Origin of the sequence: Euzebya sp., from assembly GCF_964222135.1 — a bacterium.
Classification (GTDB): Bacteria; Actinomycetota; Nitriliruptoria; order Euzebyales; family Euzebyaceae; genus Euzebya.
This window is the reverse complement of the sequence record NZ_CAXQBR010000104.1, coordinates 53,907-79,031: the sequence shown is the minus strand read 5'-3', so window position 1 is coordinate 79,031 and position 25,125 is coordinate 53,907. Positions and strand designations below refer to the sequence as shown.

The window sequence follows — 25,125 nt, the reverse complement described above, 5'->3', positions numbered from 1 at the left end:
ACGCCGCCCCGCGCGGCCCGCAGCCGCCACCGGCCGGACGCCGCGTCCCGCGGAGGGCTCAGCGCCGCTCGGCGGAGCTCGTCACGTGGTCGGGGGAGGGGTCGGAGGGTCGTTGATCCCCCTCCTGTTCGTCGTCGCGGTGCCCGTCGGCGTCCTCGGCGCGTGCCTGGTCGGCCTCCTCGGCCGCTCGCGCCTCCGCCTCGGTCTCACGACGCGCCTCGTCGGCGGCCTCCGCTGCCCGCTTCGGGTCCTTCGGGTACTGGATCCGCGGGTGGTACACGCCCTCGAGCGCCTCGATCAGCGACTGCTCGACGGTCCGGAGGTCGGCGAACGTCAACGGCGAGTCGTCCAGCTGCCCGTCGGCGACGCGGTCGCCGATCAGCCCGGTGACGATCGAGGTGATCGTGTCGCGACCCATCCCGCCATCGCTCGACGACGCCGCCCGGACCGCGCCCTCGGTGCAGTCCGCGAGCATCAGCACGGCCTGCTCTCGCGTGAAGGGCTTGCGGCCCTTGTAGCGGAAGAAGGCCTCGTCCGGTTCGGCTGCCAACCCGTCCTCGGCCCGCTTCAGCGCCTGGCGGTAGAAGTAGGCCACGACGGTGGTGCCGTGGTGGGTGCGGATCCCGTCGACGATCTCCGGCGGCAGCTTGTGGACGGTGGCCATCTCGACGCCGTCGGTGACGTGGCGCTGGATGATGAGGGCGCTCTGGCGCGGGTCGTTCAGCTCGTCGTGGGGGTTCGCGATGGCGACCTGGTTCTCGACGAAGAAGTAGGGCTTCGCGACCTTGCCGATGTCGTGGTACAGCGCCATGACCTCGGCGAGCAGCGCGTCCGCCCCGATCGCCCGGCACGCCCTCGCGGCCAGCGTGGCCACCATCACCGAGTGGTTGTAGGTGCCGATCGCCTTCAGCTCGAGCTCGCGCATCAGGGGGTGGTTGCGGTCGGCGAAGTCGAGCAGGCTCGTGGCCGTCATCACCCCGAAGAGGCTCTCGAGGAACGGCAGCAGACCGTTGACCATGAGGGCGGTCAACACCCCGTTGCCGAGGCCGAACAGCAGCGCCGGCACCAGCCCGTCCAGCCCGGCGTAGACGACGTGGAACGCGCCGGCGAGGAACACGTAGGCGACCGTGGACTGCCACGCCGCGGTGCGCAGCTGCCCGCGGGCCGTCAGGCGGCCGACGAGGGGGATGGACAGCAGGCCGGAGACCGCCGCGAAGGGCACCAGACCGGGCAGGCCCGGGATCTCGTAGGCGACGATCGCCGTCATCGGGATGACCAGCAGCACCCCGACGCGGGCGTCGAAGAGGATGGTCGCGAGCATCGCGATCGCACCGACCGGCACCAGGAAGTGGCGTTCCCCGCCCCCCAGGTCCACGGTGTTGATCGCCACGGCGATGGTGGTGAACAGCACCAGCAGCGTCGCGATCAGCAGCAGGTGCGTGCCGGTGCTCCAGATGATCGGGCGGTAGGTCCGCAGGAACAGCGCGACCACGAAGGTGAGGATGACGCTGAGCAGCAGCGCCTGGGCGAACTCGGCGGTCGGGTCCGACCCCTCCAACCCGGCCTGCTGCAGCGCGGCCTGCTGGACCGGGGTGACCTCCTCGCCGGCGCGGACGATCGGCGTGCCCCGCCGGAACGGGACCTCCACGTCGACGATGTCCTCGGCCGCGGCCTCCCGGGCGGCGGCCGTCGCCTCCTGGTCCACGGTGATCGTGGGGCGCAGCGCCTCGCGCAGGACCGGGTCGAGGATCGTCGAGGCCACCTCGGGGCCCACGGTCGACAGCGCCAGCGCGGACTGCAGCTCGGAGTTGGCGTAGTCCTCGACCTCGCCCTCGAGGATGTCGGTCGCCGCGGCGCTCCGCGCGATGTCGACCGCCTCGGTCCGGGCGGTGTTCAGCTCGGAGTCCGTCAGCCCGACCAGCAGGGTGATCGCCTCGGTGTCGAGCATCGGCAGGCGCTGGCTCAGCACGTCGATCTGCTGGCTGCGGCTCGGGACCTCGCCGTCCACGCCCGGCGCCCGGACGGACTGCGCGACCGCGAACGCGTCGACGACGAACTGGATCAGCTGGGTCTGGGCGGTCAGGTTCTCGCTGACGACCGGCTCGACGGCGTCGGAGGCCTGCCGGCGGGCCAGCTCGGTCTCCTCCTCGTCGAGGACGCGGATCTCCTCGGGCGCGATGACCGTCCGGGGCGACGGCTCGCCGACCACGATCGGGGCGTCGGTGAAGAACGCGCTGAGGCCCAGGACGGCCGGCAGGCCCAGCACGGCGAGGACCAGCGCGCCGATGCGCGCAGGCCAGGTCGTGCGGTTCTCGTCGCTCACCACGACCTCCAGTGTCCCACCTCGATCGCGAACATGCCCGATTTCCTGCCGCCGGCCACGTCGGGACGGCGGCGGGTGGCGGTCGGTCAGCCGACGACGGCGACCATGAACGCCCGCGCGGTCAGGCCGAAGTTGACCAGCCCGACGAGCGCGAACGCGCTCAGCGGGTGCATGCGCCCGTCCCGCGACCACTTGTGGCCGACGAACAGGACGATCCCCGGGAACACCAGCCCGTAGAGGGGGTGGAAGATGTTGTCGAAGGCGTGCGCGGACGGCAGCCGCCCCATGATCAGCAGCACCGCGCCGGCGAGCAGCTGCACGACGAGCAGGACCTGGGCGACGGACACGACCCGCCAGAACCAGCCGTTGTCGGCGTCGGCGCGGACGAGTCGGAGGACCAGGGCCAACAGCATCACCACCAGCCACGAGCCGATGATGGCGATCCCGATCACGTAGCCGTGGATGGACGCGAAGCTCACAGTGCCGGAAGACTAGCGGGGGCGGTGCAGCCCGCTGCGCTCGGGGTCGATCGTCGTAGCCTGCCGGTCGATGATCACCGTCAACAGCGTCGCGAAGGCCTTCGGCGGCCGCACCCTCTTCGCCGACGTCAGCCTCCGCTTCGACGCCGGCACCCGCACGGCGATCGTCGGGCCGAACGGGGCGGGCAAGACGACGCTCCTGAAGATCATCAGCGGCGTCGAGAAGCCCGACGCCGGTGAGGTGGCGGTCGCCAAGGGCATCGAGATCGGCGTCCTCGAGCAGGACATCGCCGAGTGGGCGGCCTCCCAGGACGCCGACCGGGCACCCACCCCCGTCGACCTCGTGGTCGACGGCGTGCCGGTGAAGGCCATCGAGGAGCGGCTGGCCGAGCTCGGGATGGCCATGGCCGAGGACCCCGACGACGAGTCCGTGCTGGCCGAGTTCGGCCACCTCCAGGACCGCTTCGAGCTGCTGGGCGGCTACGACCTCGAGGCGCGGGCCCGCCGCATCCTCGGCGGGCTCGGCTTCGACGAGGCCGCCCTCGACCAGCCGGTCCGGTCCCTCTCCGGCGGGTGGATGATGCGGGTGGCGCTGGGCCGCCTGCTGCTGCGCCACCCCGAGGTCCTGCTCCTCGACGAGCCCACCAACCACCTCGACCTCGAGAGCGTCGGCTGGCTGCAGCAGTTCATCGCCGGCTACGACGGCGCGGTGATCCTGATCAGCCACGACCGCGACTTCATCAACGCGTCGTCCAACCGGATCGTCGAGGTCGCCGACGGGCGCGTCACCACCTACACCGGCGACTACGCGGCGTTCGTGACCCAGCGGGCCGAGCGCCAGGAGCAGCTCGCCGCGCAGGCGAAGAACCAGGCCAAGCGGGTCGCCGAGATCGAGCGGTTCGTCGAGCGGTTCCGCTACAAGGCGTCGAAGGCGGCCCAGGTCCAGTCGCGCATCAAGATGCTCGAGAAGATGGACGCGATCGAGGCGCCCGACAGCCGGCGGAAGTCGATGAAGCTGTCCTTCGGCGCCGCGCCGCGGTCCGGGCGGACGGTGATCGAGCTGTCTGGCGTGTCGAAGGCCTACGGCGACAACGTGGTGTACCGCGACCTCGACCTCGCCCTCGAGCGCGGGCAGAAGGTCGCCCTCGTCGGTCCGAACGGGGCGGGCAAGTCGACCCTCCTCAAGATGCTCGTCGGTGCGGTCACCCCCGACGAGGGCGAGCGGACCCTGGGCCACAACGTGCAGGTCGCCTACTACGCCCAGCACCAGGTCGACGCGCTCCACATGGACCGCACCGCCCTGCAGGAGGTCGCCGCCTCCGTCGACACCTCGACGGTCAACCCCCGCGACGTCCTCGGGTCGTTCCTGTTCTCCGGCGACGACGCCGACAAGCGGATCAGCGTGCTGTCGGGCGGCGAGCGGGCCCGGGTCGCCCTGGCCAAGCTGATCGCCCACCCGGCGAACCTGCTGTGCATGGACGAGCCGACCAACCACCTCGACATCGCCAGCCGCGACGTGATCGAGGACGCGCTGCTCGACTACCCGGGCACGGTCGTGCTGATCAGCCACGACCGCCACCTGATCCGCAACGTCGCCGACGTCATCATCGCCGTCGGCGACCAGACCGCGCGGGTGCACCTCGGCGACTACGCGAGCTACGCGGAGAAGGTCGGCCTCGACTACCTCGGCCGGCCCCTCGACCCGCAGGCGGCCGGCGCGGCCGCACGAGGTGAGCCCGCGGACCGCAAGGCGGACAAGCGCGCCGAGGCCGAGCGCCGCAACCGCCTGCACCGCGAGACCAAGGACCTGCGGACGCGACTGGGCAAGGCGGAGGCGGCGCTCATGGCCGCCGAGGACGAGGTGGCGGCGGTCCAGCGCGAGATGGCCGCCCCGGGCGCATACGACGACCCGCAGGCCGCCGCCGAGCTGTCACGCCGCCACGGCGAGGCCAAGGAGCGCGCGGCCGCGGCGACCGCCGAGTGGGAGGGGCTCGTGGAGGCCCTCGACGCCGCGGAGGCCGCCGTCAGCTGACCCGGGGCGGCCCCGCCGGGGAGGCGGCGTGCCGACGCGGGCATCATGGCGCCATGTCGTTCTCCCCACGGATGGCGGGTGGCCGCCCGATGTCACCCGGCATCGGGCACGTCTGGCGCGGCCAGAACGCCGACACGCCCCTCCGCAAGGGCCTGATCCGGCGGGTGTGGACCAGCTTCGCGAAGCCGTACAGGGGGCGGTTGGTGTGGCTGATCGTGCTGATCGCCGGCGCCAGCGCCCTGAGCGTCGTCCCGGCCCGCCTCATCGGCCTGATCGTCGACGCGCTCAACGCGACGACGGCCGACGTCGATCCGCTGTCCGCCGCCGGCGCGCGCTCGCAGGTCACCTGGCTCGCCCTCGGGTTGGTCGGCACCGCGATCGCGACCGGGGTGCTGAGCGTCGCCCAGCGCCACCAGTCCGCCTGGATCGGCGAGCAGCTCATCCACGACCTGCGGCGCGCGCTGTTCGACCACGTCCAGCGGATGCCGATCGCGTTCTTCACCCGCACCCAGACCGGCGCGCTCATCAGCCGCCTCAACAACGACGTCGTCGGCGCCCAGTCGGCGCTGACCGGCACCTTCGGGACCTTGGTCGCCAACGTCGTCCAGGTGGTGGCCACGGTCGGGCTGATGCTCGCGATCAACTGGCAGCTGACCCTCCTCACCCTCGCCGTCCTGCCCTTCTTCGTGCTGGCCGCCAAGGGCGTCGCGAAGCGGCTGCAGGGCCTGACGCGCGAGTCGATGGAGCTCAACGCCGAGATGAACACCACGATGACCGAGCGGTTCAACGTCGCCGGCGCGATGGTGGTCAAGCTCTTCGGCCGCCCCGAGGAGGAGACCGACGCCTTCGGCGCCTCGGCCCGCCGGGTGGCCGACATCGGCGTCCGGACCGCGGTCGTCGGGCGCATGTTCTTCGTGATCCTCAGCCTGATGGGCGCGCTGGGGACCGCGGCGGTGTACCTGGTCGGCGGCCGCCTGGCGCTGTCCGGTTCCCTCAGCATCGGGGACCTGGTGACCTTCGGAGCCCTGGTGACCCAGGCCTACCAACCCCTCGCGGCCCTCTCGAACGCCCCGGTCGAGGTGCTGACCGCGCTGGTCAGCTTCGATCGGGTCTTCGAGGTGCTCGACATCGCCCACCCCATCGCCGACGCGCCGGACGCCGTCGACCTGGACGAGCCGCGCGGCGAGGTCGTCTTCGACGACGTGCACTTCGCCTACCCGACGGCCCGCGAGTCGACCATCAGCTCCCTCGACTCCTGGTCCGACGTCCTCGACACCCGTCCGGGGGAGGAGGTGCTCCGCGGCGTCTCCTTCACCGCGGCGGCGGGGCAGACCGTCGCGCTGGTCGGCCCGAGCGGCGCGGGCAAGTCGACCATCCTCAGCCTGGTCAGCCGGCTCTACGACGTCGGGTCCGGCGCGGTCCAGATCGACGGCCACGACGTCCGCGACCTGACCCTGGCGTCGTTGTCAGCCGCGGTCGGCGTCGTCAGCCAGGACCCCCACCTGTTCCACGACACGATCGGCGCCAACCTGCGCTACGCCGCACCGGGCGCCACCGACGCCCAGATCCGCGCGGCCTGCGCGGCCGCGCAGATCCACGACGTGATCGCCGGCCTGCCCGACGGCTACGACACCGTCGTCGGCGACCGCGGCTACCGCCTGTCCGGAGGTGAGAAGCAGCGCCTCGCCATCGCCCGCGTCCTGTTGAAGGACCCGGCGATCATCGTGCTCGACGAGGCCACGAGCCACCTCGACTCCGACAACGAGGAGCGCATCCAGGCCGCCCTGCAGGAGGCGCTGACGGGCCGGACCAGCCTGGTCATCGCCCACCGGCTGTCCACGATCGTCGACGCCGACCAGATCCTCGTCATCGAGGACGGGGTGGTCACCCAGCGCGGCACGCACGCCGAGCTGGTCAGCGCCGAGGGGCGCTACGCCCAGCTGTACCGCACCCAGTTCGCCGGCGCGTAGCGCCGCCCGCCGGGGGTCAGCGCAGCCCGAGCTTGGCCGAGCAGACGGGCCAGGCGACCCAGCCCTGCAGGCCGAGGAGCCGCTCGGCCCGGCGGATCTGCTCGAGGGCGGAGTGCTCGTGGGGCATCCCCGAGCCGCCCACCAGCCGCCAGCTGTCGAGCGTGAACTGCAGCCCGCCGTAGAAGCCGTTGCCCGAGTTGATCCCCCAGTTGCCCGACGACTCGCACTGCGCCAGGCGCTGCCAGGTGGCGATCGTCGGGTCCGAGGGGTGCTCGGGGGCCGGCAGCGGGGTCGGCACGATCCGGTCCCGCGGATCCACCGTCGGGGTCGGGGTCGGGGTCGGGGTGGGTGTGGGTGTCGGCGTGGGCGTCGGGGTCGGGGTCGGGGCGGCGGTCAGCGCGAGGGGTTGCACGAGGTCCGCCGATCCCACCGCCGGGGTGGGGGTGGCGGTCGCATCGACCGCGGCCGGCGACGTCGCCAGGCCCGGGGGGGTGAGACCCGGAGATGCGAGGTCAGCTGGAGGGCCGTCGGCGGCGATGCGCGGGGTCCGGGTGTCCGCGGTCGCGGCCACCAGGCCCACCGCACCGGTGACCACGAGCGCGACCAGCACGACCGCGCGGGGGAGTCGTCCCGGCAGCGCCATCACCATCGCGAGCGCGGTGACCACGACGCGGTGCAGGGCGCGCACGGGTGCGAGCAGCAGCCGGCGCCCACGCCGCCGTCCGGTCGCGGTCCCGGGGTCGACCGCGACGTCGCCCTCTGGCTCGGCGGTGGCGGTGATGCGGGTCCGCCCCGGCGTGCGGTCCGGCAGCGACAGCACGGGCCCGCGGCTCGGCGCGGTCCGCTCGGCGTCCTCGGCCGCGTCGCCCTGCCGGCCGGTGGCCGGCTCGGCGGCGGTCGGGGTCGACGGTTCGGTCCCGACGTCGGCGGCCGTGGCAGCCGAGGCGGCGGTCAGCTCGACCGCGGCGCGGCGCACCCGCTCGGTGTGCCGGTCGCGCCAGGCGGTCCCGGGGCTCGGCGTGGGTCCCGGGCGCGCGGACGCGATCCCGTCGAGGGGGGTGGTGGGGGCCGTCCGGTCGGTGCGCCACCGGTCGCGGAGCGCGAGCTTGCCGGCGCGGAGCGCCCGCCGGGTGGCCGCGCACTCGGCGCAGCCCATCGAGTGCTCGATGGCGTCCGCCGCGAACGTCATCAACCCGTCGAGGTGGCGGGCACACGGCGTGCAGTCGGCGTCGACCGCGGCCAGGCGGGCGCGCGCGACGTCAGCGCGGACCTGGCGGGGGTGGGATCCCAGCTCCTCGGCGATGCGCGCCGCGTCCCAGCCCGCCCCGTCGTAGAGCAGCCCCACCCCGTCGGTGCCCTTCATCCGGCGCACGACGTCGTGCAGGCTCGCGCCGGCGGCGAGCTGGCGCACCCGCCCGCTGCGGGCGAGCTGGTGCACGATGTCGATGGTCGTGGTCAACGGGTGGGTGACCTCGGGGTCGGGGAGGCGTGGGGGCGCGAGCGGGGGGCCGACTCCGCGCGAGGGCGGGACGTGGCAGCCGCGAGGGGGAAGGTCGCGCGGGCGAGCGCCAAGGATGCCCGGTCGGATTTCTTCCCCTCTCGCCCATCAGTGCAGGCCTGACACCTCAGGTGGGGCTCCGACGGTCGTCCACCTGACCGTCCGGGGCACGCCGGACGGTCAGCTGCGGCGGTGCACCTGCGTCGCGCTGGCCTGCGCCCCGGCCAGGATCACCACCTCGGCGACCTGCACGTGGCGGGGCCGATCGGCGACCCATACCACGGCCTCGGCGATGTCGTCCGGGGTGAGGGGGTCCATGCCGTCGTAGACGCGGGCGGCCCGGTCGGCGTCGCCGTGGAACCGGACCGTGGAGAACTCGGTCTCGACCATGCCGGGATCCACGGTGGAGACCTTGACGCCGGTGCCGAGGAGGTCCAGGCGCAGCCCCTTGGTGAGCGCGTCGACGGCGTGCTTCGAGGCGCAGTAGACCGCCCCGCCGGGGTAGACCTCGTGGCCGGCGATCGACCCGATGTTGATCACGTGACCCCGGCCCCGGTCGACCATCTTCGGCAGCAGCGCCCGGGTGACGGTGAGCAGTCCGCTGACGTTGGTCTGCAGCATCGCATCCCAGTCGGCGAAGCTGCCGGACTGGACCGGGTCGAGCCCGCTCGCGAGGCCGGCGTTGTTGACCAGCACGTCGGGAGCGGGCACGTCGGCGAGGGCGGCGAGGGTGGCGTCCCGGTCGGTCACGTCGAAGGTGAGGGTGCGCACCGCCCCGTCCAGCTCGGCCGCCAGCTCGGCGAGGCGCTCACCGCGCCGTCCGGTGACCGTCAGGTTCGCCCCGGCGGCGGCGAAGGCGCGGGCGCAGGATCGGCCGATGCCCGAGGTGGCACCGGTCACCAGGACGTGGTGGTCGACGAGCACGGGTCTGCTCCTTCCTCTGGGGTGTCAGGTGGGCACGGGTCAGGTGTGCACGAGGTCGCGGCCGCGCAGCAGCCAGGCTCGCCCCGCGGGGTCGACGTCCATGGGCGGCCAGTTCCAGAACTGCCCGTCGAGGCCCGACTCGACGGTCGTGGCGCTGCGGTCCACCGGATCGATGCGGAGCAGCCGGTCGCCGGTGGCGAGCAGCGCCCGCGATCCGGTGCGGCGCAGCTGCCCGCCGGCCTGGGCCACCCGCACCGGCGCGGCGACCGCGCGGGACGCGAGGTCGATCGTCGCCACCCAGCCGCGGCTCGAGGAGACCAGCAGCCGGGGGCCGATCACCTGCAGACCGAGGAGGAACCCGCCCTGGGGGATCACGTCGGCGACCGTCCACAGCCGGGCGCCGCTGACCGCGTCGAAGGCCGCCACCGACGGTCGGCTCCCGGACCCGCCGACGTAGATGGTCGTGCCGGCGGTCGTGACGCCGGCCAGGACCTCGCCACCCAGGGGGTTGACGACCGCGTCGACGCGCCCGGTCACGGGGTCGATGGTGTTGAGGAGGCTCCGACGCAGGTCGTCGGTGGTCGTGCACACCAGGGCGTCGAGCTGGGCGAGGTGGGCCATCGCGACGGGGCGGAGCTGGTCGGAGTCGAGCTGGGTGACCCGGTGGGGCGCATCGGCGTCGGCGGGCCAGGCCCACACCTCACCGATCGGGTACACCGCGAACCAGGTCGTCCCGTCGACGTCGACCATCGCCTTCGGCTCGCCCGGCACGAACCGCGTGGTCGCGGTGCCCGCGGCCGGGCGGTGCCGGGTCATCGAGAAGGACCCGCCGACGTCGACGCGGTCCGCGCCCGCGCAGATCGACTGGCCGCGCTGTGGCCGGCGGACGAGGCCGAGGTCGTCGACGGTGACGACGCGGGTCTCGCCGCTGGCGACGTCGTGGCGCCAGGCGCTCCCGTCGGCGGACACGCCGATCAGGTCACCGTCGACCACCTCGAGCAGGCGGGTCTCGGACATCGGCACCGGCACGGCGAGGCGCGTGAGCTGACCGGTGGCGCCGTCCAGGCGGTAGATCGCGCCGGACGGCCGCGCGGTGGCGTAGACGGCCTGGCCGTCGCAGGCGACGGTGTCGACCAGCGCCTCCCGTGGCAGGCGGGCCACCAGCGCGTCGTCGGGGCGGCCCGGTGGGATCACGGCGATGGCGGGCCGGTCGAGGTCGCGGCCGGCCGTCCCGACAGCGATCTGCCCGTCGCCGGTGACGGCGCTGCAGTAGACGGTGTCGTCCGTGCGCAGCGCGACGGGGAGGAGGGACCGCACCGCGCCGCCGGTGGCGACGCGGTCGACGAGGACCGCCCGGTCGTCGTCCTTGCCGCCGACCACCACGCGTGAGCCGACGGCGGCGCAGGTCCGCGGGCGCTGCCGGGTGGTGAGGATGCCGAGGTCGGTCGCCCGTCGGGTCGCGGGGTCGTAGCGGAACACCAGCCCGGGGTTGCCGCCGACGCCGACCACGCTGCCGTCGTCACCCGCGGCGAGGTCCCAGAGGTAGTCGACGGCCAACGCGGCGACCGCGCTGCTCGACGCCCCGGTGAGGCGGTAGAGGTTCCCCGATCCCCGGGCGCCGAACAGCCCGACGTAGACCCCGTCGGGCGCGGTGGTGAGGCCCCACGCCCCGTCACCTGCGCCGATGGTGCGCTGGCGGACCACGGCCATCGCGTCGATGTCGATCTCGGCGACCCGGGTCCGGTCGAGGTTGCGCGAGACCACGTGCAGCCGGTCGGCGTCGAGGGTCGCCCCGGACGTGGGCCAGCCCGGTGCCGCGGTGCCGACCGACGTGGGGCTCACCGCCGGGCTCCCACGGGGGACGGCGGACGGCGGTCCCAGGCGAGGGCCCGCTCGAGTGACCCGGCCAGGCCCAGGAGGGGCTCCTCCCCGGCGGCCCGGCCGATCAGCTGGACGCCGACCGGCAGCCCCTCGCCGCTCAGGTCGACCGGGAGGGCCACGGCCGGCTGGCCGGTCACGTTCACGACCGGGGTCACCCCCAACCACTCGGCGAGGGCGCCGGCCAGCGCCTCGGGCGGCAGCTCGGTGAACGTCCCGATCGCCACGGCGGGCCGCGTCACCACGGGCGCGAGCACCGCGTCGTACGGCTCGCTCGCCGCGGCGGCCCCGCGACTGGCCGCCTGGAGGCTGGTGACGGCCCGCAGCAGCGCGGGGGCGCTCAGCGCGTGGCCGTCGGCTGCGAAGCGCCGGTTGTGGGGTTCGAGCTGGTCGTCGGGCAGCGGGTTCGCCGCGACCGACGCGCTCCAGACGCGGAGGAAGTCGTCGATCAGGCTGGACGGCAGCCGCAGGTCGAGCGCCTCGACGACGTGGCCCAGGTCCTCGAGCAGCTCGACGGCCCGCGCCACGGCCGCCGCGGTCGCCCGGTCAGGGGTGGCCCACGGCACGGCGGTCACCACCCCGATGCGGCAGCGGCCTGGGTCGCGCCCGACCGCTTCGACCGAGGAGCCGTCGAGCGGCGCCACGACCACCGGGTCGCCCGGAGCCGGCCCCTGCATCACGTCGAGGAGGGCGGCGGCGTCGACCAGTCGACGTCCGAGGGGGCCCTGGGTCGCGAAGCCCATGACCTGGTCGCCGAAGAGCGGGGCGTTCGACACCCGTCCGCGCGACGGCTTGATGCCGGTGACCCCGCAGCAGGCCGCCGGGATGCGTATCGAGCCGCCGCCGTCGCTGCCGTGGGCCGCCACCACGTAGCCGGCGGCGATCGCCGCGGCCGCACCGCCGCTCGACCCGCCGGCCGTGCGGTCGAGGTCCCAGGGGTTGCGGCAGGCCCCGTGCAGCGCCGACTCGGTGACCGGCAGGCTGCCGACCTCCGGGGCGGCGCTCTTGCCGAGGATGACGAAGCCGGCGGCGCGGATGCGGCGGACCGCCTCGTCGTCGAACGGCGGGGTGAAGTCGGCCATGGACCGTGCCCCGAACGTCGTCGGCATGCCGGCGACGTTGTTCAGGTCCTTGATGAGCGTCGGGACCCCGGCGTAGGGCCCCAGCGCCTCGGGTCGCGCCACCGCGTCCTCGTCTATCGCCTCGGCGGCCGCGAGCGCCCGATCGGCGTCGACGTGGACCGTGGCGCCGATGCGCCCGTCGACGTCCTCGATCGCGTCCAGGGCGGCGACCACCAGCTCCCGCGCCCCGATCGACCGTCGCCGCACCGCCGCCGCGAGGGCGGGCGCGGTGTCGAGGTCCTCGGTGCGCATCGCGGCGCGGAGCCTAGCCCGCGTCCGGCGGCGCTACCCTGCGACCCATGGCAGACCTGCAGCTGTTCACCCACCCGAAGAACAAGGTCGCGAAGAAGGCGGAGCGGTTCTTCTCCGACAGGGGCATCCGGTTCCACGCCGTCGACGTGCGGCGGAAGGCGCCGACCCCGGGGGAGCTGCGCAAGTGGGTGCAGGCCTTCGGCGTCCAGGCCGTGCTCGACAAGACCTCGAAGACCTACCTCGAGGAGGGGCTGGTGTACTTCTCCGCCGGCGAGGAGGACTGGATCGAGCGGATGTGCCGCCACCCGGACGTCATCAACCTGCCGCTGGTCCGCTGCGGCACGGAGCTGTCCGTCGGCGACGACCCGGATGCCTGGGGGCGCTTCGCCGCGACGCTGAAGGCCTGACCCCGCCGGCCGTCACCTCCAGGCGGTGACGGTGCGGACGACGGCGTGCAGGTCGTCGGCCACCGCGTCGGCGGTGCCATCGTCCTGGGGGCCGAGGAGGCCCCAGGGACCGCGTCGCAGGTGGATGGTGCGCAGGCCGCAGGCGTGGGCGGCTGTCACGTCGTTGTCGACCCGGTCACCGACGTAGGCGACCTGATCGGGCGCCGGGTCGCCGAGGGCGGTGAGCACGGCGGCGAAGAACGCCGGATCGGGCTTGGCTGCGCCCAGCTCGTCGGACATGGCCATCACGTCGGGTCGGACCCCGATCGCCCGGAGCTGCGCGGTCCGGGGCGCCGGCTGGTTGCCGATCACGGCGACCCCGAACCCCGCGGCGGACAGGTCCTCGAGGGCGTCGAGGGCGTCCGGGTAGAGGTCAGCGGGGGTGAAGCCGCCGAACGCGGCCTCGAACTCCGGCACCCGGTCCGGCCAGTCGGGCGCGAAGCGGACGAGCGCCTCGGGGTAGGAGCCACCCTGGGCGATCGCGATGCCCATCGCGGCGTGCAGCACCAGGGGGGTGATGTCGAGGACCTGCGCCCACGTCGTCCAGACGCGCGTCTCGTCGATCAGGGTCTCGCCGATGTCGAGGCAGACCCAGCGGACCCCCGTCACCCCTCCGCCCGCTCGGCCACCGGGGTCTGGGCGCCGCCGAGGAACAGATCGGTGGAGAGCGCGACGGCGTCGGGGAGGGGACGGGGGTTCTCGCGCTCCGCCCACCCGACGACGTTGTCGAGCCACAGGATGGTCAACGCCATCGACAGGCGGAGGGGGCTCATGTCGGTCCGGATCGTCCCGGCCGCCTGGCCCCGCTCGACGATCGGGATGATCCGCGACCACAGCGTCTCCCGGTCCCCGAGCACGCGGTACCAGTCGCCGGAGTTGCCCACCATCTCACGGACCACCCGGCCGACCAGGCGTCGCGGCCCCTCCTCCATCCGGGCGGCGACCTGCTGGCCCAGCGCCCGCAGCGCGGCGGGGGCGTCGTCGTCGGGCAGGGCGCTCGAGTCGATGGCCTCCACCAGCTCGGCGGCCCACTCGAGGAGCACGTCCTGCTTGCGCTGGAAGTGCACGTAGAACGTGCCCTTGGCGACGTTGGCGGCCGACGTGATCTCGTCGACCGCGGTCTCCTCCACGCCCTTGTCGGCGAACAGGTCGAGGGCGGCCCGCACGAGGGTCCGCCGGGTGGCGACCCCGCGACCTGCGCGCACCGCAGGCGCTCCCCGGTCGGGCGGCACGTGACCCATCGCGTGGCTCCGCTCGTCGACGACGGCCGTCGGTCGGCCGCTCGAGGAGTGTAGGCGGCGCGGCGGCGCCGGTGATCAGCTCCCGGGCGCGTGCGGCGGCCCCGGCGGGTATCCCGGTGGCGCACCGCCCTGCCGGCCGGGATCACCGGGTGGCCACGGGGGAGGGGCCGGTCCCCAACCGGGGGGAGGCGATGGGGGTGTCGGCTGCGACGGCCAGGGCGGCTGGGGCCGGGCGACGCCCTGGTCGTAGACCCGGTAGACCCGCAGGTCGACGCCCGCCGCCTGCTGGGCGGCGATCCACTCGCGCGTGGCACGGTCCGGGCGGCCGACCGCCAGGTAGACGACGGCGGCGATCGGACCCATCACCCCGATCAGGACCGCCCAGATCACCTTCGCGCCGGATCGGTAGAAGATGTCGGCCGGCACCTGCAGGGCGTCGACGAGCGCCCAGATCCACACGCCGAGCAGCGCCCCCAGGAAGGCGAGGGGGATCAGGAACACGACGGGCACGAGCAGCTCCACGTCCGCTCCAGCCTAGGCCGGGGTCCGGGCGCCCGGCGCCGGGTGCAGCTGGGCCGCCAGCGCGCGAGCCATGGCGGTCCCGACGTCGGCGTGGATGGCCCAGGACCAGTGCGCGCCGTCGACGTTGAGCTCGTCGAGCCGGTCGCGCGTGAGCGCGGCCAGGTCCACGGCTGCCACGTCCTTCGCGGCGGCGAGCTCGGCGACCAGCCGGTGGGTGCCCACGTGGTGGGTGGTCATCCCGCCGTAGTAGGTGGTCCGGTGCGCCGCGGGCAGCACCGCGACCAGCGGCACGTCCTCGCCGGCGAACAGCCGGATCGCGTCCACCGACTTCGACCAGGCGTGGCGGATGACCGACGGCGGCGTGTAGCGCATCCGGCCGCCGGTCAGCCGGGTGAGGGCGGGGTGGACGTGGTCGATGCGGCGGCGGAGCGCCCGTCGCAGCCCGGTCGGCCGGAGGTACGGCAGCGCCATCACCACCCAGCGGGGCACCGCGACGCTGAGCTGGTCGGCGGAGCCGATGCCGAGGACCACCGCGTCGGCGGGGATGAGCAGCTGCTGCTGGAGGTGGACGTCCTTCTGCAGCGCGAGCCACAGCTCCCGGACGCCCCAGCCGGCCCGGCCCCACACCTCCACCGCCCACGGGCGACCCGTCAGGCGGTCGAGCTCGACCCCGAGGACGTTCGGGTACAGGCGCGGGTCGGCGAGGGGGACAGGGCCCTCTGGACCGTGGAACGAGAGCGAGTCGCCGAGGACGACCACACGACCGATATGGTCGAGGGTGCTTGCGAGACGGGCCGTCGGCGGGCAACGTAGCGCGTCGACTCGCGGGCCAGACCAGCTTGCAGGGTCCGCTTCCTGCCCACCGGCGCAGGATCCACCACGACGACCACCCATCACGGGAGGGAGCCCATCATGAACAAGTCAGAGCTCATCGCCTCCGCGGCCGACGCCGCGGGCATGTCCAAGAGCGACATGAACACCGCGCTCGACGCGATCGTCAGCACGATCACCGACGCGGTCGCCTCGGGCGAGAAGGTCTCGGTCACCGACTTCGGCAACTTCGACCACCGCGAGAACGCCGCCCGCAAGGGCCGCAACCCGCAGACGGGCGAGGAGATCGACATCGCCGCCTCGAAGACCCCGCGCTTCAAGGCCGCCAAGAAGTTCAAGGACGCCGTCAACAAGTAGGCGCCGGTGGTGCGCACACGCGCACCGCGATGACCGGAGGGGCCCCGCGAGGGCCCCTTCGTCGTGTCCGGGATCGGGTTCGCGGTCCCGCGGACGGCGGTCACGGCGACAGCCCGAGGCGCCGCACCAGGGCGTCGGGCTCCATCACCAGGCCGGTGACGAACGGGCCGAACTCCGCGTAGCGGGCGCTGACCTCGTCGAAGCGCATCTCGTAGACGATCTCCTTCAGCGTCGCCGGGTCGTCGGTCAGCAGGGTGACGCCCCACTCCCAGTCGTCGAGACCGGTGGACCCGGTGATCAGCTGGGTGACCCGCCCGCGGTAGCCGCGGCCCACGCGGGCGTGGCCGCCCATCAGCCGCTTGCGCTCGGCGAAGTCGAGCTCGTACCAGTTGGCGTCCGGCAGGCGGCGCTTGCTCATCGGGTAGAAGCCGATGACGCGGGTCCGGGGGAGGTTCGGGTGCAGCTTGTGCTCGACGTAGGTGGCCATGCGCTGGTCGAAGGCCTGCACCCGGGCCTCGAGCTCGGGGTCGTCCGGATCCATCCCCTCCTCGGAGACCAGGCGCGCGCGCTCGTCCTCGCCGGTCGAGGTGTACTCACTCGTCTCGGTCAGGCTGACGTAGCTCGCGGCGGGCACGAGCCCCGCGCCGAGCGGGCTGTTCGGCAGCTCGGTGGCGAACGCGTCGAGGACGTCGAGGTCGGGGCCGAGGACCATCAGCCCGAGGTCGGCCTTCTGCCCGAGGACGCTGAAGGCGATCACCTGGTAGCCCTCGCGACCGTCGAGCTCGGTGATGCGCTGGATGAAGTCCCCGCCGGCGTGGACGGGGTCCTCGAGCATCGCGCGGCGGAAGTGGAAGAAGAGGTGCAGGACACCCCAGCCCTGGCTGGGCACGGTCGGCATCAGAGGTCCCTCTCGGGTGGCGGGCAGTGGGAGAGATCCTGCCAGCGCCCGGGCGTACGGCACACTTCGAGGTGATGTCCGCCCCCGCGCACACCCCGATCGGCGAGGTCGCGCCCGCATGCATCGACGTGCCGGCCGGCGACCGAGCCGCAGTCGGGGCGACGCCGCTCGTCGCGCTCCACGGCTGGACGGGCTCGAAGGAGGACTTCGTCGACGTCGTGGAGCCGCTGGGCGCCGTCCGCCGGGTTGTCGTGCCGGACCTGCCGGGGCACGGCAGCTGCCCGCCGCCGTCCGACGACGACTGGGGCCTGGCAGCCCACGCCCGCTGGGTCCTCGGTCTGCTGGACGCGATGGACCTCGGTGAGGTCCACCTGCTCGGCCACAGCCACGGCGGCCTCGTCGCCCAGCGCGTGGCCTACCTGGCGAGCGAGCGGCTGCGGTCCCTCACCCTCCTCGGCACCGGCCTGGGTGCCCTCGGGGACGACGCGCGGGCGATGGTCGAGCGGGTCGCCGCGACCGCACGGGATCGCGGGATGGACGCGGCGTGGGCGGTGCTCGGCGGCGAGGCCGGCGAGGGCGCCGGGGGTGGCGCGGTCGACGGTCGCGACGCGCTGGTCCGAGAGCGCTTCCTCGCCATGTCGCCCGACGCGGTCGTCGGGGTCGGGCGCAACCTGATCACCGCGATGCCCCTCGGGGCGTTCCTGCACGGCATCGACATCCCGGTGCTGGTCTGCCACGGGGAGGGCGACCGGACCTGGCGGCCCCGCGAGCAGCGCATGCTGGCCGACCGGATCCCGACCGCGCGGTACGCCGTGGTCCCCGACGCGCTGCACTCCCCGGCGACCGAGAACCCCACCGGCCTGCTCGACGTCCTGGTCCCGTTCCTCGCGGCGGCGGACGGTGCCGGTCCCGGCGAGCAGCCCACGACCTGACGGAGGATCCCGCCATGGCCCTGCAGTGCCCCCACTGCCCGCTGCGCTTCGACCTGAAGGCCATGCTGGCCGACCACCTGCGGACCGACCACGACCTCGGCCCGGAGGTCACCGACCCCCTCCAGCCCGAGGCGGCCCGGGTCGGCCTGGTCAAGCCGGACGTCGGGCCGGGGGAGGACCGGTGACCCCTGGCATCCGCGCGATCCGCCGCCGCGTCCGGATGGCGGGCCGTGGGGTGCTCACGGGCCTGCCGCCCCAGGCCCGCGAGCTCGCCCTGTCCCTCACCACGCGTGCGGGGCACGGGCCGACGCTCATGCCCGGACCGCCTGGGGGGCCGGTCCTGGTCGTCGCGCCGCACCCCGACGACGAGGCGATCGGGCCGGGGGCGACGCTCGCCCGCCACGCCGACGACGGCGACGACGTGCGGGTCCTGGTCCTGACCTCCGGCGGTGCGACGGCCGGGGGAGGGGCTGACGTGACCGCGGTCCGCGAGGCGGAGACGCGACGGGCGCTCCGCCACCTGGGGGTGGAGGCGACGCCGACGTTCGCCCGCCTCCCCGACGGCGGCCTGCCCGAGGAGGTGGATGCGGTCGCGCAGCTGATCACCGACCACGGGCGTGATGTCGCCACGGTGTACGTGCCGTCCCCCCTCGATCCCCACCCCGACCCCCGCGCCGCGGTGGACGGGCTGGTCGCGAGCGACCTGGGAGACGACGTCGTGGTGTTCGGCTACGAGGTGTGGGCCCCCGGGCCGGTCACCGTCCTGGTCGACGTCGTCGAGGTCTTCGCGCGGAAGCAGGCGGCGCTCGCGGAGTACCGCACGGCGCTGCAGACCGTCGACTACGTCCGCTCGGCCTCGGGTCTGGCCGCCTATCGCAGCGCGAGCGGCACCCTGGGCGGCCGCGGGTTCGCCGAGGGCTTCCTCGCACTGCCGCTGGGGGAGTACCGCGCCCTCCTGCGCTGACGAGTGGGGCTTGGGGGAAGCTTTACCGCACCCCGCCAACCCGGTGGAGGGGGCCGTGGACGGCACGTGGCAGGCTGGCAGACGTGGTCGACGGGTCCAACTACCCCCCTCCCCAGCCGCAGGATCGCGCGCTCGGGATGCCGTCGCCCGCGCCGGTGCCGACGTGCTACCGCCACGACGACCGGCCCACCCGGTTGGCCTGCTCGTCCTGCGGCCGGCCGATCTGCGTCGACTGCACCCGGCAGGCGGCCGTGGGGCAGAAGTGCCCCGAGTGCGCCGCCCCGACCGGGCGCAGCCGGGTCGTCAACGCCGCGCAGATCCGCGGTCGGAGCGGACTGGACGGCGCGCCGGTCGTCCGCGCGATCCTGTACGTCACCGCGGCGATCGGGGTGCTCGGGTTCCTCGCGCCCGCCGCCTGGCAACCCGTGGCCGAGCCGCTCGCGCACGGCGTCGCCGCGGTCGAGGACGGCCAGGTCTGGCGGATGGTCAGCGCCGCCCTGGTGCACGACCCGCGCTCGTTCTTCCACGTGCTGTTCAACATGTGGGCGCTGTTCGTGTTCGGTCCGGACCTGGAGCGGCGCTTCGGGTCGGTGCCGTTCCTGCTCTTCTACACGGCGTCGGCCGCCGCCGGCGGCCTCGCGTTCCAGCTGACCAACGACGGGGGCACCGCCATCGGCGCGTCCGGCGCGATCTTCGGGCTCTTCGGCGCCTACGTGACCTCGGCGTTCCTGTCGCGCCACACCCCGGCGGGCCGGGCGGGGCTGAACCAGCTGCTGCCGCTCCTCCTCCTGAACCTCGCCCTGCCGCTGATCATCCCGCGGATCGCCTGGGAGGCCCACCTCGGGGGGCTGGTCGCGGGCGCGGTGATGATCGCCGCGTGGCGCGCCGTCGCCACGCAGGCCGGGACCGGACCCGACGCCGACGGGCAGCGGACGGTGCGCAGCCTGATCGCCGGCGCGGTGCTGGTGGCCAGCCTGCTCGTCGCGCTCGTCGCCTGACCCGGCTGCAGGGGGCATCCGAGGGGCTCCTCTACCATCGGGGCCGTGAAGACCGAGAACCGGGACGTCGAGGCATGGGACGAGGTGTTCATCCGATGCCGCCGCGACACCGTCAACGCCGTCGTGTGCGACATCGCCGGCTGGTCGACCTGGTGGCCGGGCTGTGACGTCACGCCGCTCGGCGGCGACCGCTTCGAGGTGCACCTCCGACCCCCGCCCCGGATCCCCGCCGTCGCGTCGCTCACCCGCCGAGGGGCCGCCCGCCAGGAGCTGGTCATCACGGTCGACCGGATCAGGCCGCGCGACAAGGGGGTCGAGCTGTCGATCTCCGGCGACCTCGAGGGCACCGCGGAGTGGTTCCACCTCGACGGCACCGACGGCGTCGTCGTCAACCACCTCATCCGCGGACGCCTCACCCACGGGAACGCCCGCCGCTGGCTGGTGGCGCACCGCGCAGCGGTCCGCGCCGGCATGACGGACCTGAAGCGCCGCCTCGAGCGCGGCCGCACCCCCGGCGCCGAACCGCACCCCGACCTGCTCACCCACCAGGCCGCCGAGCTCGCCACCTGCGCCCGCGAGGTCGCCGCCCACGACGCGAAGCTCGTGGAGGCGGCGGCCGAGCATGAGGCCGGGGGGCGAGCCGGTGACGCCGGAGGCGGCAGCGGGTCGGGCCAGGTCGCCGCCCACGAGGCGAAGCTCGTGGAGGCGGCGGCCTCGCAGCAGGACGAGGCGGGGTAGCGGGCGTGCGCTGCCCGAGCTGCGGGGCGACCAACCCCGAGGGCGCGCGGTTCTGCGGCCAGTGCTACGAGGTCTTCGACGCGCCCCGGCGGGAGGACCCCGACCCCGCGCAGCCCGGACGCCCGGAGCCCGACGAGCCCGGCCCCGCCTCCCCGACGGCCCCGAGCACCGCACGGCCGGTGGCGGTCGGCCGGTTCGCCTCGGTCGACGGCGAGATGGTCTGGCGCTGCGCGGTGTGCGACACCACCAACCCCTCGACCACGTTCAGCTGTGACGTCTGCGGCGCCCGGATGGACGCCGAGGAGGGGGCGGGTCCCGACGTCGACTGGGCCGCGGCACGGCGACGTGAGCTGCTCCTCCCCGGCCTCGGCCACCTGGCCGCGGGGCAGGCCGGCATGGGCGCGGCGCGGATGGGGATCGCCGCCCTGTGGCTGCTGGGCGCGTTCGCCCTGGCCCTCGGCGGCACCGCCGGGCTGCTCGCGGCCACGCCCCTCGTCGTCGGGATGTCGACGATCTGGGTGACCGGCCCGGGGGACCTCGACGCGGCCCGCGCCGGCCGGCCGCCCCGCCTGGACGCCCGGCGGTTCATGTACCTCGTGATCGGCGTGACGGTCGGCGTGATCGTCCTCGGAGGCCTCGGCGCGCTGATCTGACCCGTCGCCCCCGTAGCATGTCCCGAGCACCTGGGCGGCTCATCGCAGCGCCGCCGCGACGACGAAGGGACCCCCACGTGGCCACCGACAGCGTGACCGAGTCGATCACCATCGCCGCCGACCTGCCGACGGTGTACGACGTCGTCGGCGACTACGAGTCCTACCCGGACTGGCTGGACGAGTTCAAGAGCGCCGAGGTCCTCGAGTCCTACGACGACGGCTGGGCCAAGCAGGTCCGCTTCGCGCTCAGCTCGATGGGGCTGACCGTGCACATGACCCTCGCCTACACCTACACCGACACCCGGGTCGACTGGCGCCTCGTCGACGGCGACATGATCTCGAAGAACGACGGGTCCTACGACATGGAGGACAACGGCGACGGGACGACCACGCTCACCTACACCCTCGAGGTGCAGAGCAACGTCCCCCTCCCCGGCATGGTCCGCAAGCGCATCGCCCAGAAGACCGTGACCGACTCGCTGAAGGCGATCAAGCAGCGCGCCGAGTCGTGAGGGTCCTCCTCTTCACCGGCAAGGGAGGGGTTGGCAAGACGTCGGTGTCCGCGGCCACGGCGCTGTCCACCGCACGCGCCGGGCTGCGGACGCTCGTGATGTCGACCGACCCGGCGCACTCCCTGGCCGACAGCTTCGACGTGCCCCTCGGCCCGGACCCCGTCGAGGTCGTCGGCGGCCTCGACGCGGTGCAGCTCGACGCGCAAGCCCGCCTCGAGGACAACTGGCGGGACATCCAGGACTACCTGATCGCGCTGCTGCGCTGGTCGGGCATCGGCGAGGTGCAGGCCGAGGAGCTGAGCGTCCTGCCCGGCCTCGAGGAGATCTTCAGCCTGATCGACGTGCAGCGGTTCGCCGCCAGCGGCGACTACGACGTGATCGTCGTCGACTGCGCCCCGACGGCCGAGACCCTCCGGCTGCTCAGCCTGCCCGACGCCCTCGGCTGGTACATGGAGCGGATCTTCCCGATCGAGCGGAAGGTCGCCCGGGTCGTCCGGCCGGTGCTCGGTCAGATGACGTCGATGCCGCTGCCCGCCGACGGCCTGCACGGCAGCGTCGAGCGCCTCTACCGCCACCTCGAGGAGGTCCGCGACCTGCTGGCGGACACCGAGACCACTTCGGTGCGGCTCGTGACCAACCCCGAGCGGATGGTCGTCGCCGAGGCCCGCCGCACCTACACGTACCTGTCGCTGTTCGGCTACCACGTCGACGCGGTCGTGGTGAACCGGCTGCTGCCCGACGCGGTCACCGACCCCTGGTTCGACACCTGGCGGACGCGGCAGGCCGAGCAGCTCGAGGAGATCCGCGCCGGGTTCGGCGACGTGCCGCTCCTGACCGCCCCGCTGTTCGACGACGAGATGGTCGGCATCGACCGCCTCGGCGAGCTCGCCGCCGCCGTCTACGTCGAGGCCAAGCCGCACGAGCTGCTGTACGTCGGGTCGCCGCTGACCTTCGAGCCGACCGACGAGGGCTGGCTGCTCACCGTCGCGCTGCCGTTCGTCGCGAAGGGGGAGGTGGACGCGTTCCACCGCGGTGACGAGCTGTACGTCAAGGTGGGCAGCTACACCCGGTCGATCCTGCTGCCCGCGGCCCTGCGGCGCTGCGCGATCACCGGGGCCGGCCTGGCCGACGGTCGGCTGCGCGTCAGCTTCCGGCCCACGGGGCCCGCCGGCCGCTCCCGCGACCTGCCCCGCTGACCGGTCGCCGCCACCGCCGCGTCCGGGCCGGCCCCGTAGACTCGACGACCCTGTGAGCGACCCGACCGATGCCGGCCACGATCAGTCGGCGACCTCGCGCCCGCACACCCACGGGTTCGGCGGCAGCCCCGAGTGCCAGCTGTGCCCGATCTGCGTGGTGCTGCAAGCCGTCGGCACCTCGCGCCCCGACGTGACCGCCCACCTCCTGGCCGCCGCGCGGGAGCTCGCGCTGGCCGTGAAGGTCGTCGCCGAGGGGCACGTCGAGGCGTCGGACCGCGCGCAGGCGGTCATGAACGATAGGTTGACGCGGGTACACATCGACTGATCATCGGAGGGTTCTGCGCATGGAGCTGACCGCCAGCGGCATCAAGGCACTGGTGAGTAGACCGGTGACGGACGACCCCGTGACATCGGTCTTCCTCAACACCGACGGGGCCCGGTTCCCGCGGGCTGCCGACTACGAGGCCCGGCTGGAGGCGCTGCTCCGCGACGCCGTCGCCGGCGACGACGGCGGATCGGTGGCCGCAGACGCCGAGGCGATCCGCCGCTGGGTCGGCGAGGACTTCAACCGCGAGGGCGTGAAGGGGCTCGGCCTGTTCGCCTCGGGCGGCGTGATCTTCGACCGCATCCACACCGCCGAGCCGTTCCGCAACATCGCCCGCGTCAACGACCGGCCCTACGTGGTGCCGCTGCAGGCGATGCTCGGCCGCCACATGCACATCGGCCTGGCGCTGATCGAGCGCGACTCCGCCCGGCTGTTCCGCTACCGCCTGGGTCGCATGGTCGAGTACCACCAGATCGACTCCGACGTCCCCGGCCAGCACGACACCGGCGGGTGGTCCCAGGCCCGGTTCGCGCGGAACATCGAGCACGCGCTCCTCCACCACTTCAAGGACGCCGCCGAGGCGTTCCGCCAGGTCCACACCGACGACGCGTTCGACGCGCTCGTCCTGGCCGGCCCCCACCAGGAGGTCGAGCAGTTCCGCAAGACCCTGCACCCCTACCTCGAGGCGGTCGTGCACGGCGAGGTGTCCCTCCCCTCCGCCCCCTCGAAGGAGGAGCTGCTCGACGCCTTCGCGACCGTCGAGCAGGAGCGCGTGTCCGGACGGCGCCGCGAGCTGCTCGACCGGCTCGCCGCCGGTGACGGCCAGTCCGAGCGGGTCGCCCGCGGACTGCGGCACGTCCTCGAGGCCTGCAATGAGCGGCGGGTCGAGACCCTCTTCGTCGTGGAGGGGGCGGGCCAGCCCGGGTACCAGTCCGCAACCGGCATGCTGACGCTGCACGCCCAGGACGCCGAGGCGTTCGGCGGGCCCGTCACCCCCGTCGAGGACCTGATCGACGAGGTCATCGAGCAGTGCGTGCTCGGCGGTGCCCGCATCGAGCTGTTCCGCGACCCCTCCCGCCTCGACGGCCACCCCGTCGCCGCGCTCCTGCGGTTCTGAGGTGGGCCAGGCCATCGGTGTCGACGTCGGCGGCACCAAGATCCTGAGCGGCCTGGTCGCCGCCGACGGCACCGTCGAGCACCGGGACCTGCGGCCGACCCCGAAGGACGGCGATGAGCTGGTCGAGGCGATCGTCGCCGCGATCACCACGCTGTGCGACGGCGAGGACTGCACCTCGATGCCGCTCGGGATCGGCTTCCCCGCCCTCGTGACCCGGGAGGGGGTGACCCGCTACGGACCGAACATCTCGCTGTCGGAGTACCCCCTCGGCCAGCAGATGTCCGCGCGGCTCGGGAACCCCCACGTGCTCGTCGAGAACGACGCGAGCGCGGCGGCGTGGGGGGAGTTCGCCGTCGGCGCGGCACGCGACATCCGCGAGGCGATGGCGCTGTTCACCCTCGGCACCGGCGTCGGCGGTGGCCTCATCATCGGCGGCGAGCTGCTGCGGGGCTCCCACGGCTTCGCCGGCGAGCTCGGCCACATCATCGTCGAGATCGGCGGCGAACCGGGACCGAGCGGCGTCGAGGGCGAGCTCGAGGCCTACGCCAGCGGCACGGCGATGCGCCGGATGGCCACCGCCGCGCACGCCGCGGGCCGCTTCGCCGGCACGCCGCTCGACGGATCCGAACCGCCCACTCCCGAGGCGCTGGGGGACGCCGCGGTGGACGGGGTCGCCCCCGCGGTCGAGATCCTCACGACGGTCGGTCGCTACCTCGGCGTCGGGATCGCCAGCGTGGTCAACGCCTTCGACCCCGAGATCGTCGTGGTGGGCGGCGGCGCGGCCGCCGCGGGCGAGCTGATCCTCGAACCGGCCCGACAGGCGCTGGCCGAGCACGTGATGGGCCACGGGCACCGACCGGAGGTGCCCGTCGTCCCGGCCGAGCTCGGTCCCGACGCCGGCATGGTCGGCGCCGCGCT

The 25,125-nt window shown here is 73.9% G+C and carries 25 protein-coding genes and 1 pseudogene; 15 read left to right on the top strand and 11 right to left on the bottom strand.

Annotated features, from left to right (window positions below):
• Window positions 1-58 precede the first annotated feature (58 nt).
• A complete protein-coding gene (locus ACEQ2X_RS23025) occupies window positions 59-2,323 on the bottom strand; it encodes an HD family phosphohydrolase (RefSeq protein ID WP_370328228.1) in 2,265 nt (754 codons plus the stop codon).
• 86 nt (window positions 2,324-2,409) lie between these two features.
• Window positions 2,410-2,802 (bottom strand): hypothetical protein, encoded by a 393-nt coding sequence (locus tag ACEQ2X_RS23020; RefSeq protein ID WP_370328227.1) that lies wholly within the window; start codon window positions 2,800-2,802, stop codon window positions 2,410-2,412.
• 70 nt (window positions 2,803-2,872) lie between these two features.
• Here ACEQ2X_RS23020 and ACEQ2X_RS23015 point away from each other — a divergent pair, with 70 nt between their 5' ends.
• Both ACEQ2X_RS23015 and ACEQ2X_RS23010 read left to right on the top strand, forming a co-directional pair.
• Window positions 2,873-4,834 carry an ABC-F family ATP-binding cassette domain-containing protein gene (locus tag ACEQ2X_RS23015; RefSeq protein ID WP_370328226.1) on the top strand — a complete coding sequence of 654 codons (1,962 nt, stop codon included), beginning with the start codon at window positions 2,873-2,875 and terminating at the stop codon, window positions 4,832-4,834.
• 53 nt (window positions 4,835-4,887) lie between these two features.
• The gene (locus ACEQ2X_RS23010; protein WP_370328225.1) at window positions 4,888-6,804 is read left to right on the top strand and encodes an ABC transporter ATP-binding protein; all 1,917 of its coding nucleotides are present in this window, start codon (window positions 4,888-4,890) and stop codon (window positions 6,802-6,804) included.
• A 16-nt stretch (window positions 6,805-6,820) separates the two neighbouring features.
• Here ACEQ2X_RS23010 and ACEQ2X_RS23005 read toward each other — a convergent pair whose 3' ends face one another.
• From ACEQ2X_RS23005 to ACEQ2X_RS22990, 4 genes are all read right to left on the bottom strand, one after another.
• The gene (locus ACEQ2X_RS23005; RefSeq protein ID WP_370328224.1) at window positions 6,821-8,263 is read right to left on the bottom strand and encodes a transglycosylase family protein; all 1,443 of its coding nucleotides are present in this window, start codon (window positions 8,261-8,263) and stop codon (window positions 6,821-6,823) included.
• 219 nt (window positions 8,264-8,482) lie between these two features.
• Entirely contained in the window at window positions 8,483-9,226 is a 744-nt protein-coding gene (locus tag ACEQ2X_RS23000) for an SDR family NAD(P)-dependent oxidoreductase (RefSeq protein ID WP_370328223.1), read from the bottom strand.
• A gap of 39 nt (window positions 9,227-9,265) precedes the next feature.
• Window positions 9,266-11,068, bottom strand: a complete 1,803-nt coding sequence (locus ACEQ2X_RS22995; RefSeq protein ID WP_370328222.1) for a hypothetical protein — start codon at window positions 11,066-11,068, stop codon at window positions 9,266-9,268.
• Window positions 11,065-12,477, bottom strand: coding sequence for an amidase (locus ACEQ2X_RS22990; RefSeq protein ID WP_370328221.1), 1,413 nt, complete (start codon window positions 12,475-12,477; stop codon window positions 11,065-11,067). The genes ACEQ2X_RS22995 and ACEQ2X_RS22990 overlap by 4 nt, the downstream gene beginning before the upstream one ends.
• A gap of 47 nt (window positions 12,478-12,524) precedes the next feature.
• Between ACEQ2X_RS22990 and ACEQ2X_RS22985 the strand changes: the two genes are divergently transcribed.
• Window positions 12,525-12,884: an arsenate reductase family protein gene (locus ACEQ2X_RS22985; RefSeq protein ID WP_370328220.1), complete on the top strand. Its 360-nt coding sequence runs from the start codon at window positions 12,525-12,527 to the stop codon at window positions 12,882-12,884.
• 12 nt (window positions 12,885-12,896) lie between these two features.
• On the opposite strand, the gene ACEQ2X_RS22980 is transcribed toward ACEQ2X_RS22985, so the two are convergent.
• The 4 genes from ACEQ2X_RS22980 to ACEQ2X_RS22965 all read right to left on the bottom strand — a co-directional run bounded on the left by ACEQ2X_RS22980 (window position 12,897) and on the right by ACEQ2X_RS22965 (window position 15,445).
• On the bottom strand, window positions 12,897-13,532 hold the full coding sequence (locus tag ACEQ2X_RS22980; protein WP_370328219.1) for an HAD family hydrolase: 636 nt from the start codon (window positions 13,530-13,532) through the stop codon (window positions 12,897-12,899).
• Window positions 13,529-14,128, bottom strand: coding sequence for a TetR/AcrR family transcriptional regulator (locus tag ACEQ2X_RS22975; protein ID WP_370328218.1), 600 nt, complete (start codon window positions 14,126-14,128; stop codon window positions 13,529-13,531). The genes ACEQ2X_RS22980 and ACEQ2X_RS22975 overlap by 4 nt, the downstream gene beginning before the upstream one ends.
• 111 nt (window positions 14,129-14,239) lie before the next feature.
• Window positions 14,240-14,686 carry a hypothetical protein gene (locus ACEQ2X_RS22970; RefSeq protein WP_370328217.1) on the bottom strand — a complete coding sequence of 149 codons (447 nt, stop codon included), beginning with the start codon at window positions 14,684-14,686 and terminating at the stop codon, window positions 14,240-14,242.
• Between the two features lie 12 nt (window positions 14,687-14,698).
• Entirely contained in the window at window positions 14,699-15,445 is a 747-nt protein-coding gene (locus ACEQ2X_RS22965) for an SGNH/GDSL hydrolase family protein (protein WP_370328216.1), read from the bottom strand.
• Between the two features lie 153 nt (window positions 15,446-15,598).
• On the opposite strand from ACEQ2X_RS22965, the gene ACEQ2X_RS22960 reads away from it, so the two are divergent.
• Entirely contained in the window at window positions 15,599-15,874 is a 276-nt protein-coding gene (locus ACEQ2X_RS22960) for an HU family DNA-binding protein (protein WP_370328215.1), read from the top strand.
• 100 nt (window positions 15,875-15,974) lie between these two features.
• On the opposite strand, the gene ACEQ2X_RS22955 is transcribed toward ACEQ2X_RS22960, so the two are convergent.
• Window positions 15,975-16,772, bottom strand: a complete 798-nt coding sequence (locus tag ACEQ2X_RS22955; RefSeq protein WP_370328214.1) for a chlorite dismutase family protein — start codon at window positions 16,770-16,772, stop codon at window positions 15,975-15,977.
• Between the two features lie 74 nt (window positions 16,773-16,846).
• Here ACEQ2X_RS22955 and ACEQ2X_RS22950 point away from each other — a divergent pair, with 74 nt between their 5' ends.
• From ACEQ2X_RS22950 to ACEQ2X_RS22900, 11 genes and pseudogenes are all read left to right on the top strand, one after another.
• Window positions 16,847-17,704, top strand: coding sequence for an alpha/beta fold hydrolase (locus ACEQ2X_RS22950; protein WP_370328213.1), 858 nt, complete (start codon window positions 16,847-16,849; stop codon window positions 17,702-17,704).
• A 14-nt stretch (window positions 17,705-17,718) separates the two neighbouring features.
• Window positions 17,719-17,889 carry a hypothetical protein gene (locus ACEQ2X_RS22945; RefSeq protein ID WP_370328212.1) on the top strand — a complete coding sequence of 57 codons (171 nt, stop codon included), beginning with the start codon at window positions 17,719-17,721 and terminating at the stop codon, window positions 17,887-17,889.
• Window positions 17,886-18,668 (top strand): PIG-L deacetylase family protein, encoded by a 783-nt coding sequence (locus ACEQ2X_RS22940; protein WP_370328211.1) that lies wholly within the window; start codon window positions 17,886-17,888, stop codon window positions 18,666-18,668. Before ACEQ2X_RS22945 ends, ACEQ2X_RS22940 begins: the two co-directional genes overlap by 4 nt.
• Before the next feature lie 83 nt (window positions 18,669-18,751).
• Window positions 18,752-19,666, top strand: coding sequence for a rhomboid family intramembrane serine protease (locus ACEQ2X_RS22935; RefSeq protein ID WP_370328210.1), 915 nt, complete (start codon window positions 18,752-18,754; stop codon window positions 19,664-19,666).
• A 45-nt stretch (window positions 19,667-19,711) separates the two neighbouring features.
• Entirely contained in the window at window positions 19,712-20,404 is a 693-nt protein-coding gene (locus ACEQ2X_RS22930; protein ID WP_370328209.1) for a hypothetical protein, read from the top strand.
• A gap of 5 nt (window positions 20,405-20,409) precedes the next feature.
• On the top strand, window positions 20,410-21,057 hold the full coding sequence (locus ACEQ2X_RS22925; RefSeq protein ID WP_370328208.1) for a zinc ribbon domain-containing protein: 648 nt from the start codon (window positions 20,410-20,412) through the stop codon (window positions 21,055-21,057).
• Between the two features lie 77 nt (window positions 21,058-21,134).
• Entirely contained in the window at window positions 21,135-21,569 is a 435-nt protein-coding gene (locus tag ACEQ2X_RS22920) for an SRPBCC family protein (protein WP_370328207.1), read from the top strand.
• Complete coding sequence (locus tag ACEQ2X_RS22915) at window positions 21,566-22,765, top strand: ArsA family ATPase (protein ID WP_370328206.1); 1,200 nt, start codon at window positions 21,566-21,568, stop codon at window positions 22,763-22,765. The genes ACEQ2X_RS22920 and ACEQ2X_RS22915 overlap by 4 nt, the downstream gene beginning before the upstream one ends.
• 52 nt (window positions 22,766-22,817) lie before the next feature.
• On the top strand, window positions 22,818-23,090 hold the full coding sequence (locus tag ACEQ2X_RS22910; RefSeq protein WP_370328205.1) for a hypothetical protein: 273 nt from the start codon (window positions 22,818-22,820) through the stop codon (window positions 23,088-23,090).
• A gap of 19 nt (window positions 23,091-23,109) precedes the next feature.
• Window positions 23,110-24,207, top strand: a complete 1,098-nt coding sequence (locus ACEQ2X_RS22905; RefSeq protein WP_370328204.1) for a Vms1/Ankzf1 family peptidyl-tRNA hydrolase — start codon at window positions 23,110-23,112, stop codon at window positions 24,205-24,207.
• Window positions 24,134-25,075, top strand: a pseudogene (locus tag ACEQ2X_RS22900) (ROK family protein); the annotation flags it as partial. The gene ACEQ2X_RS22905 and the pseudogene ACEQ2X_RS22900, both read left to right, overlap by 74 nt.
• Window positions 25,076-25,125: the final 50 nt, after the last annotated feature.